This window comes from Pseudomonas sp. NPDC090208 (assembly GCF_044746785.1).
Taxonomy (GTDB): Bacteria; Pseudomonadota; Gammaproteobacteria; order Pseudomonadales; family Pseudomonadaceae; genus Aquipseudomonas.
Genome location: NZ_JBIVCU010000003.1, coordinates 96,714 through 110,122, shown reverse-complemented (window position 1 = coordinate 110,122; position 13,409 = coordinate 96,714). Strand labels below are relative to the sequence as shown.

11 protein-coding genes are annotated in these 13,409 nt (G+C 62.0%); 6 read left to right on the top strand and 5 right to left on the bottom strand.

The genetic code is table 11. From position 1 onward, the window contains the following. Positions 1-112: 112 nt before the first annotated feature. Positions 113-592, bottom strand: a complete 480-nt coding sequence (locus ACIPL0_RS06260; protein WP_400595857.1) for an Lrp/AsnC family transcriptional regulator — start codon at positions 590-592, stop codon at positions 113-115. 146 nt (positions 593-738) lie between these two features. On the opposite strand from ACIPL0_RS06260, the gene ACIPL0_RS06255 reads away from it, so the two are divergent. The 3 genes from ACIPL0_RS06255 to ACIPL0_RS06245 all read left to right on the top strand — a co-directional run bounded on the left by ACIPL0_RS06255 (position 739) and on the right by ACIPL0_RS06245 (position 5,984). Beyond that, the gene (locus ACIPL0_RS06255) at positions 739-2,565 is read left to right on the top strand and encodes a tyrosinase family protein (RefSeq protein WP_400595859.1); all 1,827 of its coding nucleotides are present in this window, start codon (positions 739-741) and stop codon (positions 2,563-2,565) included. Further along, entirely contained in the window at positions 2,565-4,298 is a 1,734-nt protein-coding gene (locus ACIPL0_RS06250; RefSeq protein WP_400595861.1) for a hypothetical protein, read from the top strand. Before ACIPL0_RS06255 ends, ACIPL0_RS06250 begins: the two co-directional genes overlap by 1 nt. 96 nt (positions 4,299-4,394) lie before the next feature. Next, on the top strand, positions 4,395-5,984 hold the full coding sequence (locus tag ACIPL0_RS06245) for a hypothetical protein (RefSeq protein WP_400595863.1): 1,590 nt from the start codon (positions 4,395-4,397) through the stop codon (positions 5,982-5,984). Positions 5,985-6,604: 620 nt separating this feature from the next. On the opposite strand, the gene ACIPL0_RS06240 is transcribed toward ACIPL0_RS06245, so the two are convergent. Continuing rightward, on the bottom strand, positions 6,605-7,066 hold the full coding sequence (locus ACIPL0_RS06240; RefSeq protein ID WP_400596043.1) for an Lrp/AsnC family transcriptional regulator: 462 nt from the start codon (positions 7,064-7,066) through the stop codon (positions 6,605-6,607). A 204-nt stretch (positions 7,067-7,270) separates the two neighbouring features. Here ACIPL0_RS06240 and ACIPL0_RS06235 point away from each other — a divergent pair, with 204 nt between their 5' ends. Both ACIPL0_RS06235 and cqsA read left to right on the top strand, forming a co-directional pair. Then, a complete protein-coding gene (locus ACIPL0_RS06235) occupies positions 7,271-8,428 on the top strand; it encodes a cysteine desulfurase family protein (RefSeq protein ID WP_400595865.1) in 1,158 nt (385 codons plus the stop codon). A gap of 191 nt (positions 8,429-8,619) precedes the next feature. Continuing rightward, entirely contained in the window at positions 8,620-9,786 is a 1,167-nt protein-coding gene (gene cqsA, locus ACIPL0_RS06230; protein WP_400595867.1) for an alpha-hydroxyketone-type quorum-sensing autoinducer synthase, read from the top strand. Positions 9,787-9,840: 54 nt separating this feature from the next. On the opposite strand, the gene ACIPL0_RS06225 is transcribed toward cqsA, so the two are convergent. Next, a complete protein-coding gene (locus ACIPL0_RS06225) occupies positions 9,841-10,563 on the bottom strand; it encodes a hypothetical protein (protein WP_400595869.1) in 723 nt (240 codons plus the stop codon). Next, positions 10,556-11,173, bottom strand: coding sequence for a hypothetical protein (locus ACIPL0_RS06220; RefSeq protein WP_400595871.1), 618 nt, complete (start codon positions 11,171-11,173; stop codon positions 10,556-10,558). Before ACIPL0_RS06220 ends, ACIPL0_RS06225 begins: the two co-directional genes overlap by 8 nt. Positions 11,174-11,344: 171 nt before the next feature. Between ACIPL0_RS06220 and ACIPL0_RS06215 the strand changes: the two genes are divergently transcribed. After that, entirely contained in the window at positions 11,345-12,490 is a 1,146-nt protein-coding gene (locus ACIPL0_RS06215; RefSeq protein ID WP_400595873.1) for a MalY/PatB family protein, read from the top strand. Here ACIPL0_RS06215 and ACIPL0_RS06210 read toward each other — a convergent pair whose 3' ends face one another. Beyond that, on the bottom strand, positions 12,491-13,408 hold the full coding sequence (locus ACIPL0_RS06210) for a LysR family transcriptional regulator (RefSeq protein WP_400595875.1): 918 nt from the start codon (positions 13,406-13,408) through the stop codon (positions 12,491-12,493). Position 13,409: the final 1 nt, after the last annotated feature.

Here is a 13,409-nt window from a genome sequence, read left to right as displayed (position 1 = left end):
GAGCCCTGCTCGCGAACGCGTCAAGTCAGCCGTCGCATCATTGACTGACACGACGCATTCGCGAGCAGGGCTCCCTCCCACAGACTGTTGTAACCCGGCGCAAGCATTCACCTTACCGCCCCAAACCACCCTGCAACGGTAACTCGAACGACTTCTTGATGGTGCGGATGACCAGCGTCGAGGAGTAGGTGCGGATGGGTATCTCGCGGTAGGTGTCGAGAAAGTTGTAGATGTAATCGGTGTATTCGGTGGCGTCGCGCAGTTTGGCGACCATCACGAAGTCGTATTCGCCGGTCATCAGGTAGCAATCCTGGATTTCCGGGCGGCTGCACAGGATGTGCTGCATGCGTCGGTCGATGTCCGGGGTGTCGCGGTCGAGTTTGACCAGAAACAACGCCGTGACCTGAATGCCCAGCTTCTTTTCATCCAGTACCGCCACTTTGGCGCGGATCAGGCCGGCGTCCTCCATGCGCCGGATTCGCCGGTAACAACTGGTGGATGACAGGCCGACGCTGTCGCTGAGCAGCTCCAGGCTTTCGGTACAGTCCTTCTGCAATCTGCCAAGAATCTTCAGATCAATCGCATCTGCCATGATTCGTGCATCTTCCCTGGAAAAGTTGCAATAAAGGCGGCGCGAACCACCAGTACTTTGCACACCTGATTCCCGACGGCTGGATACCATCTTCAGCATCAGCCTAGCAGCCAATTCGTCTTGTGCAGGCTGCAAGAGAGGGATCTATGATCGTCGCAAAACCGACATGGACGGCGGACGTCCGCGGACTTTTCACGGCCCCCTACTGGATCGCCCCGGAACGTCGGGAAGCGGTCGCCGCAAGCTGGGTCGGCTGCATGAACGGCTATTTCATCTATCTGGACCAGGTCGAGTCGGTCAAGGAATGGTCGGTGACCATCTACCAGCACCTGGCCTCGCAAAACATGCCGCTGACCACCGATCACCGGCAGTTCTGGCCCATCGATGCGCTGGAAACTTTCCGCCTGTGGGTCAATCAGGGCTGGCGCATCGATCAGCACTCGCCGTTCGATCCGGCCGAACGCATCCCGCCGCCCGATCTGCCGCAGCGTTCACGTCGGGTGCGCCGGGACATCCGCTCACTGAGCCTGGAAGAGCTGAACATCTACCGCGCACGGCTGGACGATGTCATGCAGATCGGCAATCCCGATCCGGGTTCACCGTGGCAGCGCTACGCCTATATCCATACCAACTGGTGCCTGCACTATCAGGAGGCGTTCGCGCTCTGGCACCGAGTGTATCTGATGTATCTGGAAGAGCTGATCGACCACGCCATTCCCTATTGGGACTGGATGGCGGCGGACGCCAGCATCGATGGCAGCCCCGAGGCCGGACTGCCCCAGGCGTTTCTCGACGAAACCTACGTGCGCCCGGACACCGGCCTGACCTGCCCCAACCCGTTACGCTATGCCGCAGCCAAGGACGGTCAGTCCAAGCTGTGCAGCACAGGTCAGATGAGCGGGCCGCAATGCCGCTACGTGCAGCGCAATCCGCTGTTCTACACCCACGGCGACGACCAGCGTCAGGCGCGCACGCAGCTGTACGCCATGAGTCGCATCTTTCAGCAGCAGGTGGTCGATGCGCTGAAGTTCGAAACCTTCAGCACGCCACAAGGCGTCCCCGGTTATCCGTGGGCCAATATCCCGACCTTCGACCCACCGCAGCCAGACGATCTCTACCCCTACCGCGACGTCAACTTCGACGGCCTGTTCGAACAGCCCCACGACAACTACCACGGCTGGATCGGCGCGGACATGGCCGACAACGCCTACACCGCCTTTGACCCGGTGTTCTGCTCCTATCACGCCAACATCGACCGCATGCTGGAGCGCTGGATTCGCGCCCATCCGGCGGCGCAGTACACCACGCAGACCGTGCTGCAGCCGTTTCTCGGGCCATTGGGCAAGGAGATCAGCTTCACCAGCGCCGATCAGTGGCGCTACACCACCATCGGCAACATGGCGCAGGACAGCCGTCGCCTGGGTTACGACTACGGCACCCCGGTGGCGCGGCAGTTCGGCGGTCTGGAGAAAGCCGGTGAGGGTCAGGCCAGTTGCTGCCATGCGGCCGCCAGCGAAACCCCGACTCAGGCCACCAGCACCGGCCCGTGGGTGGTGTTCGACCATGTGCGCTGCACCCATGACAGTTTTCTGATCGATGTGTTTCTCGACCAGGCCGACGCCGGCCAGCCGCAGATCGATGCCGACAACCCCCATTACGTCGGCCGCTTCAGCCGCATCGGCATGGGCCTGGTGGACGATAAGGGCCGCTGCATCACCCATGGCGTGTCGCGAATGCTCAACGCCGCGCGCACGGTACGGGCACTGAACCTGAATGAAGACGACCGGCCGCAGGTGTCGCTGGTCGTGACCCACGTCGACAGTGGCCGGGTCTTGCCGCCGCAGGAGTATGCGGCGCTGCCCGGCTTTGTCGCGCAACTGGTGTGGAGGGATCCACGCCAACCCATTACCGGCCCTGCCCCAGGGGCCGGTTGCTGTTCAACTCACTCAGCAGTACGCCCAGGAGATTTGTAATGAACACGAAGTTTACCCAGTTCACTTCTCCCGCTGAACAGGCCCCAAAGGACTACAACGCATTGGGACTCGAGCAGGAGCTGGCGCAGTTCGAGACAGACTGGAACAACAATCTGACCGGCTGGACGCTCTCCTCCATCATCGGCAACCCGTGGTCGGGTCTGAACGATGCGCCTCGCTCGGGCTATTACAACCCGCTGCAAACCGGCTTCGGCAACCAGACCGCGGTGATCACCTGGACGCCCTTCCCCAACCGTCTGATCGCCTTTCTGACCCAGCCGGGTTCGGCAAAAAACCCGCAACTGGGCGGCAAGGCGCTGACCAACACTCAGGTGCTGGCGCTGGCCGACAGCGGTGAAATCACCATCGATGGCACCCAGGTCAAACTCTACGACCCGGACAATACCGGCACCCTGCTGACCCTGCCGTCGGTCCGCTGCCCGCAGATCGACTGGGACAGCAAATACGTGGCCTTCTCGCCCTCGGGGCCGCGTGGCTGGCTGGACGAGTATTGCGAGTGGTCCATCACCCGCGACAGCAACGGCAACATGCGCAGCATCATGTTCACCTGCGAGAACCCGGCGTACTACCTGACCATGTGGCAAATCGATCCGAAGGCGGTGCTGGGCCTGTATCAGAAGTACATCGACCCGGCCGTGCAACTGGAAGACCTGTACCTGCGTTACAGCGTCGACCAGCCCACCGGCAAGAAAGGCGATCCGGTGATCGACCCCACCACCGGCCGCCCTGCCTATGACGTCACCAACAAGTGGAACTCCGGCACCGTGCGCGTGCCCGGCCAGTACGGCGGCGCCCTGCACCTGACCTCCGGCCCCAACACCCTCAGCGCCGAGGTGTATCTGGCTGCAGCTGCGACCATTCAGCGCCCGGACGCCAGCAGCCGCAACTCGCAGACGCTGATCTGCTGCTCGAAATACGGGCAGAACTTCCGCAACTCCGACCCCAACATCGGCTTCAACGCCAACGAGCTGTCGGCCAGCGCCAATATCTCGCTGACCGACCCGGTCGGCCTGTACCTGCAACAGCCCACCAACTTCTCCAGCTGGAAAGGCCCGCAAGGCCAGGATGTCAGCCAGTACTGGAGCGTGACCCGCGGCACGGCCGGTACCGGGCCGAACAAGTCCGACCAGATCCTGCATGCGGTGTTCGAAGTGCCGGCCAGTGCCGGATTCTCCATCAACGACATCACCATCAACGGCACGCCGATCACCTATGCCGGGGTGATCGCCAACCAGATGAAAGTCGCCCTGGCCGCTACGGCGATGGACGCACCACCTGCTGCTCAGCACCCTTGTGTCGGTGACCAGACCGGCAGTGCCCTGCAACCCTGGCCGGTGCAGTTGTTGCCGATCGACCTGTTCTACGGCGAGTCGCCCACCGATCTGCCGGCCTGGCTGGCACCGGGCAGCAGCCATCAGTTCGTGCTGGTGGTTCAGGGCGCCGACCCGAGCACCACGACCGCCACCGCGCGGGTGCAGTTCGACAATCCCGGTGTCACCGCGCAAGTGACGCAATTCCTGCCCAACGCCTCGGCCATTCCCGGCCAGACCAACAGCGGCGGCACTCAGGGCTACATCCTGACCATCAACGTTGCAGCCAATGCGGCGCCCGGGCTGGTCCAGGTGCGCGCGCTCAACCCGTCGGAATCGGCCAATCCGAGTGCCAGCGAGCATCCATGGGAAGCGGGTCTGGCCATCGTGACCCCGGCATGACCGGTCTGTAGTCGTGCGGCTTGTCGGCGGCAGGATCTTCGGATCGATGCCGCCGGCAAGGCGTATCCGTCCGTTTGGTCATACAGGAGTAAGACCATGTTCAGACTCAACCCTGCTGTACGCGGCGGCCTCGCGGGCGTCGTGTGGCTGCTGACTGTCTGTCTGTTTTGCGGTGTCACGGCGCAACCGGCCCGGGCCGCCGCCAACCCGGTCACCCCAGCCGAATGCGTGGCGCAACTGGTGTTCAATCCGGCCAGCGGCGGCTTCCTGACCAGCGACAACCCATTCATTGCCTCGCAATCACCGATCAACTGCTACGCGTGGCAAATGTTCATCGCCATGAACTGGCCAGTGAATCCGGGCTGGCCGGCCACGGCGTCGCTGGCCGGAGAGCCGGACACCGGCACCGCGCTGGCGCAATGGGGTGTGCCGGCCTCGCCGACCCAGCCGCTGGGCACCACGCCAGTGTGGGCCAGCTACAAGGACGCCAACGATATCTTTCTGCCGGGCGCGGCCACCCCGACCGCCTGGGGCGTGCAATCGCCGTCGCCGGCCGGCTGCCAGAGCGCCAATGCGCTGAGGGCGGTGCGGGTCGATGCACGCAAGTTCATGACCGCCACCTCGGAACGCTCGGTCAACGCCATCCACCGCTTCAACCTGTCGAGCAGCACGCTGGCTGTCGAAGACACCCCGGACCCGACCATGGAAGCCTCCGGCGGCTGGCTCACCGACCAGTCCGGCAATCTGGTGTATTTCGAGCGCAAGGTTGGCAAGGCGGAATTCGACTACATCGTCGATAACCAGCTGTACGACGCAGCCGATCAACTGCGCGTGGCCAACAACACCGACGGCCAGCATCCCAAGGGGCTGTCGCTGCCGGCGGGTGCGCATTTCCGCACGGTGCCGACCCAGCCGGTGGCGCAGGAGCAACTGGGCGCCTTCGAAATCAAGGCGGCGTGGCGCATCCTCACCGGCAAGACCAGCCTGTACAGCCGCTACCTGACCACCGTGTCCTGGGTGCAGCGGCCAGACACCGGTCAATGCAGCCAGGAAGTCGTCGGGCTGGTGGGCATGCACATCATCCACAAGACCGAGAGTTTTCCGGACTTTGTCTGGAGCACCTTTGAACACGTCGACAACGTGCCGGACGGCCAGCCGACGCCGCCGGGCGGTTTTACCTTCAACAACCCGGCCTGCACCACCTGCGCGGTGAACCAGCCACGCATCCAGTGCCCGGCCAGTGGCGACGGCCCCTGCACCGACCTGTTTCCACGCAGCGAACCGGTGCAAGTCAGCCGTACCAGCCCGCTGGACAGCACGATGAGTGACCTCAATCAGGCGGTGCAGAAAGCCATTGCCGCGAAAACTGCAGGCAAGTCGGTGTTCCAGTACTACAAACTGATCAACGTGCTGTGGGACGGTTCGCCCAACCCGCCAATCCCCGAACCGGGCCCTGGTGCGGTGACGCCGCTGGTGTACGGCACATTCAACACCGAAGGCAGCGTCCCGGCGGCCAACACCACACTGGAGACCTACATCCAGCAGGACTCCTGCGACGCCTGCCACAAATACGCGAGCATTGCCGGCAGCAACACCCTGGCCTCGGACTTCTCGTTCCTGTTCGAAAATGCCGACACGGCGAAAAGCCCGGCGTTGATGAAACAACTGCGCGGGCTCAAGCCATGACCTGAGCTTGCGCACGCCGACGGCCCGAGAACTTCTGTGGGAGCGGGCTTGCCCGCGAAGACGGTGTATCAGACGACCTCGACGTGTCCGGCCGGACGCATTCGCGGGCAAGCCCGCTCCCACAAGTCTTGTGGTGTCAGGTGATGATTGGCACGACGCTGAATCTGTAGCAGTCCGGCTTGCCGGCGGTGGCAATCTCACAAATACCGACACGGACAAGCCGGACAAATGACCAAAAGTGGGAGGGAGCCCTGCTCGCGATGGCGTCAGTCCTGACAATGTTGTAACGCCTGTCCCACCGCTATCGCGAGCAGAGCTCCCTCCCACAGGTCTTGTGGTGTCAGGTGATGATTGGCATGACGCTGAACCTGTAGCAGTCCGGCTTGCCGGCGGTGGCAATCTCACAAACACCGACACGGACAAGCCGGACAAATGACCAAAAGTGGGAGGGAGCCCTGCTCGCGATGGCGTCAGTCCTGACAATGCCGTAGCGCCTGACCCACTGCTATCGCGGGCAAGCCCGCTCCCACAGGTCTTGTGGTGTCAGGTGATGATTGGCATGACGCTGAACCTGTAGCAGCCTGGCTTGCCAGCGTCGAGGTATCCCGGACCTCACGCTGTCAGCGCGCATAATCCAGCGGCAGGCGCGTGGTGGACTTGATCTGCTCCATGGCAAAACTGGAGCTGATGTCGGTGATCCCGGACAGTTGGATCAGTTTCTTGTACACCGCGTCATAGCCGGCGATGTCCGGCACCACCATGCGCAGCATGTAGTCGGTGTCACCCGCCATGCGATAGCACTCCACCACCTCCGGCAGGGTCGCGATCAGCTCATGGAAGCGGCCCAGCCACTGGGCGTTGTGCTGGTTGGTGCGGATCGCGGCGAACACCGTCACCTTGACGTTCAGTTGCGACGCGTCAAGCAATGCCACGCGCCCGCGGATCATGCCCTGCTCTTCCAGCTTCTGTACCCGCCGCCAGCAGGCCGTGCTGCCCAGGCCGACGCTGTCGGCGATCTCGGCGATAGGGCGGGTGCAGTCGTGTTGCAGGATATCGAGGATGGCGTGGTCGAATTTGTCCATGGACAGGTCAATCCAGAAGAAGGCGTTATGCCGGAATGCGATAAGCATAGCGCCCATCTCGCGCTTTCCAGAAACGATATTCCAGCACACACACAAAACCCGGAAAAATATTCTAATCAGCAGGTAAATCAGCGTTCAGTAATCAATTTTTTTTCAGTTCGTCGCTAGTACCATTTTCTCCATTACTCAGCGCACGGATTGATCATGAGCACACGTCCCCTTTACTTCGATTACGCCGCCACCACGCCCGTCGACGACCGCGTCATTCAGGCCATGGTCGCCTGCCTCGGTCGCGAAGGCATTTTCGGCAACCCGGCATCCAGCTCCCATGATTACGGCACCCAGGCCCGCCAGGCGGTCGAACTGGCCCGACGTCAGGTGGGTGAACTGGTCGGCTGCAGCGCTGATGCGGTGATCTGGACCTCCGGCGCCACCGAATCCAACAACCTCGCCATCAAAGGCATCGCCGCCAGCAGCGACGGCACACGCCGGCACCTGATCAGCAGCCGTATCGAACACAAGGCGGTGGTCGACACCGTTTCGCAGCTGGAAGCCGCCGGTTACCCGGTGACCTGGCTGACACCGGACAGCCAGGGCCTGATTCAGCCAGAAGCGGTGCGTCAGGCACTGCGCGACGACACCCTGCTGGTGTCGCTGATGCTGGTCAACAACGAACTCGGCACCCTCACCGACATTGCCAGCATCGGCCAACTGGTCCGCGACAACGGCGCGCTGTTCCATGTCGATGCCGCACAAGGCGCCGGCAAGACCGCCATTGACCTGAGCGAACTGGCGGTCGACCTGATGTCGTTCTCGGCACACAAGATCTACGGCCCGAAAGGCATCGGCGCGCTGTACGTCGGCGAACGCGCACGACCGTTGCTGCAGGCACAGATTCACGGTGGCGGTCACGAACAGGGTTTCCGCTCCGGCACCCTGGCGACTCACCAGATCGTCGGCATGGGCGCGGCCTACGCACTGGCGGCGGCGGAACTCAAGGAAGAAGTCGCACGCATCGGCGCACTCTCGGCGCAACTGCGCGAGGGCCTGCTGCAACTGCCGGGCGTGCGTCTCAATGGCGATGCCCATCAACGCATTCCTCACACCCTGAACATCTGCGTCGAAAGCCCCGGCTTCGACGCCATGAGCCTGTCCAGCGAACTGGCCGTGTCATCGACCTCGGCTTGCAACTCCGCTAGCAGCAGCGTTTCCCATGTGCTGCTGGCGCTGGGTCTGACGCAGGCACAGGCCGGCAGCAGCCTGCGCCTGAGCCTGGGTCGCTACACCGAGGCCAGCGATGTCGAGAAAGCGATTGCGTTGATTGCCGGTCGGATGAACGCGCAGCCGACGACCTTCTGGTGATCGATTGATCCGCTTCACGCTCCCCGGTCATGCACGTTGCTGGCCGGGGATCCTTGCCATCGAGTCGGCCTTTCTTGTCCGTGCCGTTCTGCGCGTATAGGAATTTGGAATGGACTCGATGAACAATTGATCTATTCCTCGCTGCAACCGCCCTACTAGGCTTGAAGAGTGATATCGCGACGGACGCTCCCATGGCATGCAAGCCACTGCCATTCTTTTTGCAAAAGAGAATGAAAGATCATTATCAGGACCGGTTGAGCCAACAGTGGCGAGGTGTTCATTTATTACGGTCACGCGCACCTTCCACGGGAGATGTTTCGTTGTGCAGCAATGACTACCTGAGTTTGTGTCAGGAGCCGGGCCTGCGTATCGACGCCAACAAACTTTTTGCCACTAACATCTTGATGTCTTCCGTGTTCCTGGACGACGACAGTCTTCAATCTGCCGTAGAGCGCGCCTTTGCTGAATTCTTTCGCGTACAGAACAGTATTCTCTGCCCATCTGGATGGATGGCGAATGCGGGCTTGATTCAGTCCATCGCCGATCAGAATGTCCCGGTCTACCTCGACATGTTGGCACACATGTCCTTTCATGACGGCGCACGCCTGGCTAACGCTCAGGTACACCTGTTCGCCCATAACGACGCGGCTCACGCTCGTAAACAAATCCATCTGCACGGTGCCGGAATCATTGTGGTCGACGCCGTCTACAGCACCAACGGCAGTCGCTGCCCATTGGCTGACTTCGCCCTGCTGGCCGAAGAACATGACTGTATTCTCGTCGTCGACGAATCCCACTCTGCGGGAACCCATGGCGCTGAAGGGCGCGGATTGGTAAATGCCTTGAACTTGCAAGGTCGAGTGGACTTTCTGACAGTGAGCCTCGCCAAGGCGTTTGCCGGCAGAGCAGGACTGATCACCTGCTCTACGGATTTCAAGGACTACTTTTCGCTGGAGTCGCACCCCACCATATTCAGCACGGCGCTGATGCAGCACGATCTGCAGTGGTTCGCCCAGGTGCTGCCATTCGTTGCTCATGCAGAAGATAAACGACGGCGGTTACACGACATTGCCCATCGTCTGCGCGATGAACTGGCCCGCCTCGGTTACCGGGTGGGCAGCGGTACCGAGCAGATCATCGCCGTGGAGATCGGTAGCGAAAGCGACGTGCAGTTGATGCAGAACAGCCTGTTGCGGCAAGGCATCTTCGGCTCGGTCTTCTGCTACCCCGCCACCGCCCGCAATCGCGCGCTGATCCGGCTTTCGGTACACGCTGCGCTGACCGATGCCGAGCTATCCCGTACGGTCCAGGCCTTCAGCCGTACGGCGCAGGAGACAGGCTGCCTGCGCCCTGCCTGATCATTCACTGAAGAAGCCTGTAAAGGCTACAAATCGAAAAGTAGCCTGAAAAGGCTACTTTCCTCCCAGTTTCAGCACCGCCAGCCCTATCGCGATGCTTACGCTGAAGCTGACCAACGTGCCCAGCAGCACGTATTCGCTCAACGAACGTTGCTCGGACCCTTTGATGTCGTTGAAGCGCAGGATGCTTTTTGCGGTGAGCAGAAAGCCGATGGCTTCCCATTGTTCCAGCAGCACGAAGGTCAGGATCAGCGAGCGTTCCAGGTAGCCGATCCAGCTGCCGGCCTTTTTCAGCGAGTCCTTGCTGCTTTCCTTGACCCCCGGCATGAAAGGTGTGAGCACGGCGCCGGTCAGTGCCGAGGCCGGGCGCCACACCAGCAGATACGCGAGCAAGACCAGCAGATTGTGCGGGGTGAACTGGTCCTTGCCGGCATCGGCCAGCCAGCCCCAGTAGCCTTCGACGCTCAGCCAGATCACCAGCAGCAGCGCCACTTGCAGGGCGAACTGCCAGATGAAGCGATAGACCGATGTCAGGCTGTCCATGACCCAGCGGATCAGTCCCCAGCCCACGGCGAATCCAGCGCTGGCGGCCAGCGCCACCAGTACGTGGCGATCAAAACCATACACCAGCGCCCCGACGCCAACGCCCTGCAGCAACGCCATCAACAAAGTCTGCCCGGCATCCGCTACGGTCCGCGCGCGCCAGGATGAAAATGCGTAATCCAGCAGCATGTTGAGCAGGATCAACAGCAACAGCAGCACCGAAACATCATGCATCGCCGTTCTCCTGCAACCATTGGCGGGTGTGGGCCAGATAGCGGTCCAGCAGCCGCGCCTGCCCCCGCTGCAACGCCCGGTTCACTGACACTCGCGATTTGCCCAAGTGCTCGGCGATCTGCTGTTGGTCGCCGATGCCGCGCAAGTGCGCGTCGTAGGTCTGCGCTTCGACCACGGTCCATTTATCGACAATGGCGGCGACGAATTCGGTCAGCAACTCGGCACTGCGCAACAGCGACGCGTCATGACTGAACAACCCCAGGCTGAGTTTTTTCATGCCGTCCAGCCCCTGACCTGACAGCACGTAGGCTTCGCCATAGCCACGGCCTTCGCTGGCATGACCGATGCCGATGGCGATGCGGGCATCCCAGCGTTCACCCTCAGGGCTCGCAGCAATCAGTGCAGCACGAATCGCCAGCGCGCACTCGAACGCCTGCTCGGCGCGCTTCGTGACCACCTGAAAACCATCACCGCGATAGGTTTCAATGCTCAGGCCATAGTGCTCTTCAAGTGCTGCCAGCACACGTTTCAGACCATCCAGATAGGCCTGCGTATCGGCGACGGTCTGCGACTGCATCAAATCGCCGGTCAAGACTGCGTTGAGGGACATGGGGGTTCCGATTGACCTGATAGGTAAAGACACTATAGGCGAATTCGGAAAAAAGTAACCTTAAAAGGCTACTTTCAAGAAAGTAACCTCTAAAGGCTACTTCTATTGAAAAGACAGTGCGCTCCCGCTCTGGCACAATCGCCCATCGTTTTTTTCGAGATTGACCCGAGCATGGACCTGAACAGCGTTTATCAGCGCCTGAACACCGGCAGCAAGAAGTGGAGCCAGTACCCCGAAGATGTGTTGCCAATGTGGGTGGCAGACATGGACTTCCCGGTGGCCGAACCGATCATGCAGGCGCTGAAAACCCGTCTGGAGCATCCGTTGCTGGGTTATTCCGTCGCCCAGAACAGCTTGCGCGAAACCCTGGTCAACCATCTGGCGACGGCCTATGGCTGGCAGATCGACCCGGAGCATCTGGTGTTCCTGCCTGGTGTCGAGCCCGGCGTGAACATGGCCCTGCATGCGCTGCTGCCCGCCGGCAGCGGCGTGCTGGTGCAGACGCCGAATTACTCGCCGCTGCTGCACGCCCCGGCCAACTGGGACCTGCCGCGCATCGACCTGCCGCTGCACGCCGATGCCAACGGCGAATACCACACCGACGTCACCGCCTTGCAGCGCGCGCTGCCCAAGGCTCGCGCCTTGTTGCTGAGCAACCCGCACAACCCGCTGGGCAAAGTGTTCGACCGCGAGGAACTGCTCGCCATCGGCGAAGCCTGCGTGGCCGAGGATGTGCTGATCATCTCCGATGAAATCCACGCCGACATCCTCTTCGACGGTCGCCGTCATGTGCCGATAGCGTCCCTCAGCGACGACATCGCCGCCCGCACGATAACGCTGATGTCGGCCAGCAAGGCGTGGAACATCGCCGGGCTGAAAACCGCCTTCGCCGTCGTGCCCAATGCCGAACTGCGTCAGCGCTTCAATGCCGGGCGCCTGGGCATGGTCGACAGCGTCAATGCTCTCGGGCTTGAGGCCACCGAAGTGGCTTACCGCGAGGGCGGTCCGTGGCTGGCCGCGGTGATGGCGTATCTTCAGGGCAACCGCGACTACCTGGCCGAAGCCATCAAGACCCGTTTCCCCGGCATCCGCATGCACCTGCCGCAGAGCACCTATCTGGCCTGGCTGGACTGCTCGGCGCTGGATATCGAAAAGCCGCAGCAGTTTTTCCTCACCCAAGCGAAGGTCGCGCTCAGCGACGGCCTGGAATTCGGCGCGGACTGCGGCCAGTTCGTGCGCCTGAACTTCGGCTGTCCGCGGTCGATGCTCGAGGAAGGCCTGGCCCGCATGGAACGCAGCCTGCGCGAACGCCGCTGATCAGCCGCGCTGCTCTGCGTGCCGCGTGTCAGCGTCCGGGCCCAGCCGGGCGCTGACAAAATCGATGAAGGCCTTGAGCTTGGGCAGGCGCGAGCGCTGCGGCGGGTAGATCAGGTGAACCGGCTTGGGCGCCGGCAGAAACTCCTCCAGCAACGACACCAGCGCACCACTGGCCAGATCGTCCTCCACCAGAAAGCGCGGTTGCATCAACACCCCGGCACCGGCCAGCGCCGCCAGCCGCAAGGCCGGGCCATCGTTACTCTTCATCACCCAGTCCTGCGGCCAGGGAAATTCCTGGCTGCCGTCCTTCAGTGCCCAGTTGAAACGCTGGGTCCATGTCGAGTGCACCAACAACCGGTGCTGGCCGAGATCCGCCGGTGTCAGCGGCGTGCCATGCCGTTGCAGGTAATCCGGCGCGGCGCAGATCAGCATGGCGTAGGGCTGCAAAGGCCTGGCGACCAGATCGAGTTCATCCAGCCGAGCAATGCGAAACGCGGCGTCAAATCCTTCCTGCAACAGATCCACCGGGTTGTTGTTGAGGATGAGTTCGACCCGCACCTGCGGACAGGCCAGCAGAAAATCCGCCACCAGCGGCGCAACCACGCTGGAACCGAGAGTCATCGGCGCGCTGATGCGCAACAGCCCGCTGGGCGCCGATTGCAGGCCCTCGACACTCTCATAAGCCCGGCGCAGTTGCTCCAGCACCTGCCGCGCTTCGGCATAAAACGCCTGACCAGACTCGGTCACGCGCATCTGCCGCGTGGTGCGCTGGATCAGTTGTGCCGCAAGCCCCTGCTCCAGTTCCTGGATGTATTTGCCGACCATCACCGCCGAGATATCGAGAGCTCGCGCCGCCGCCGTGAAGCTGCCGCTTTCGATGACCGCCACATACACCTCAAGGCTGCGAAGCCTGTCCATT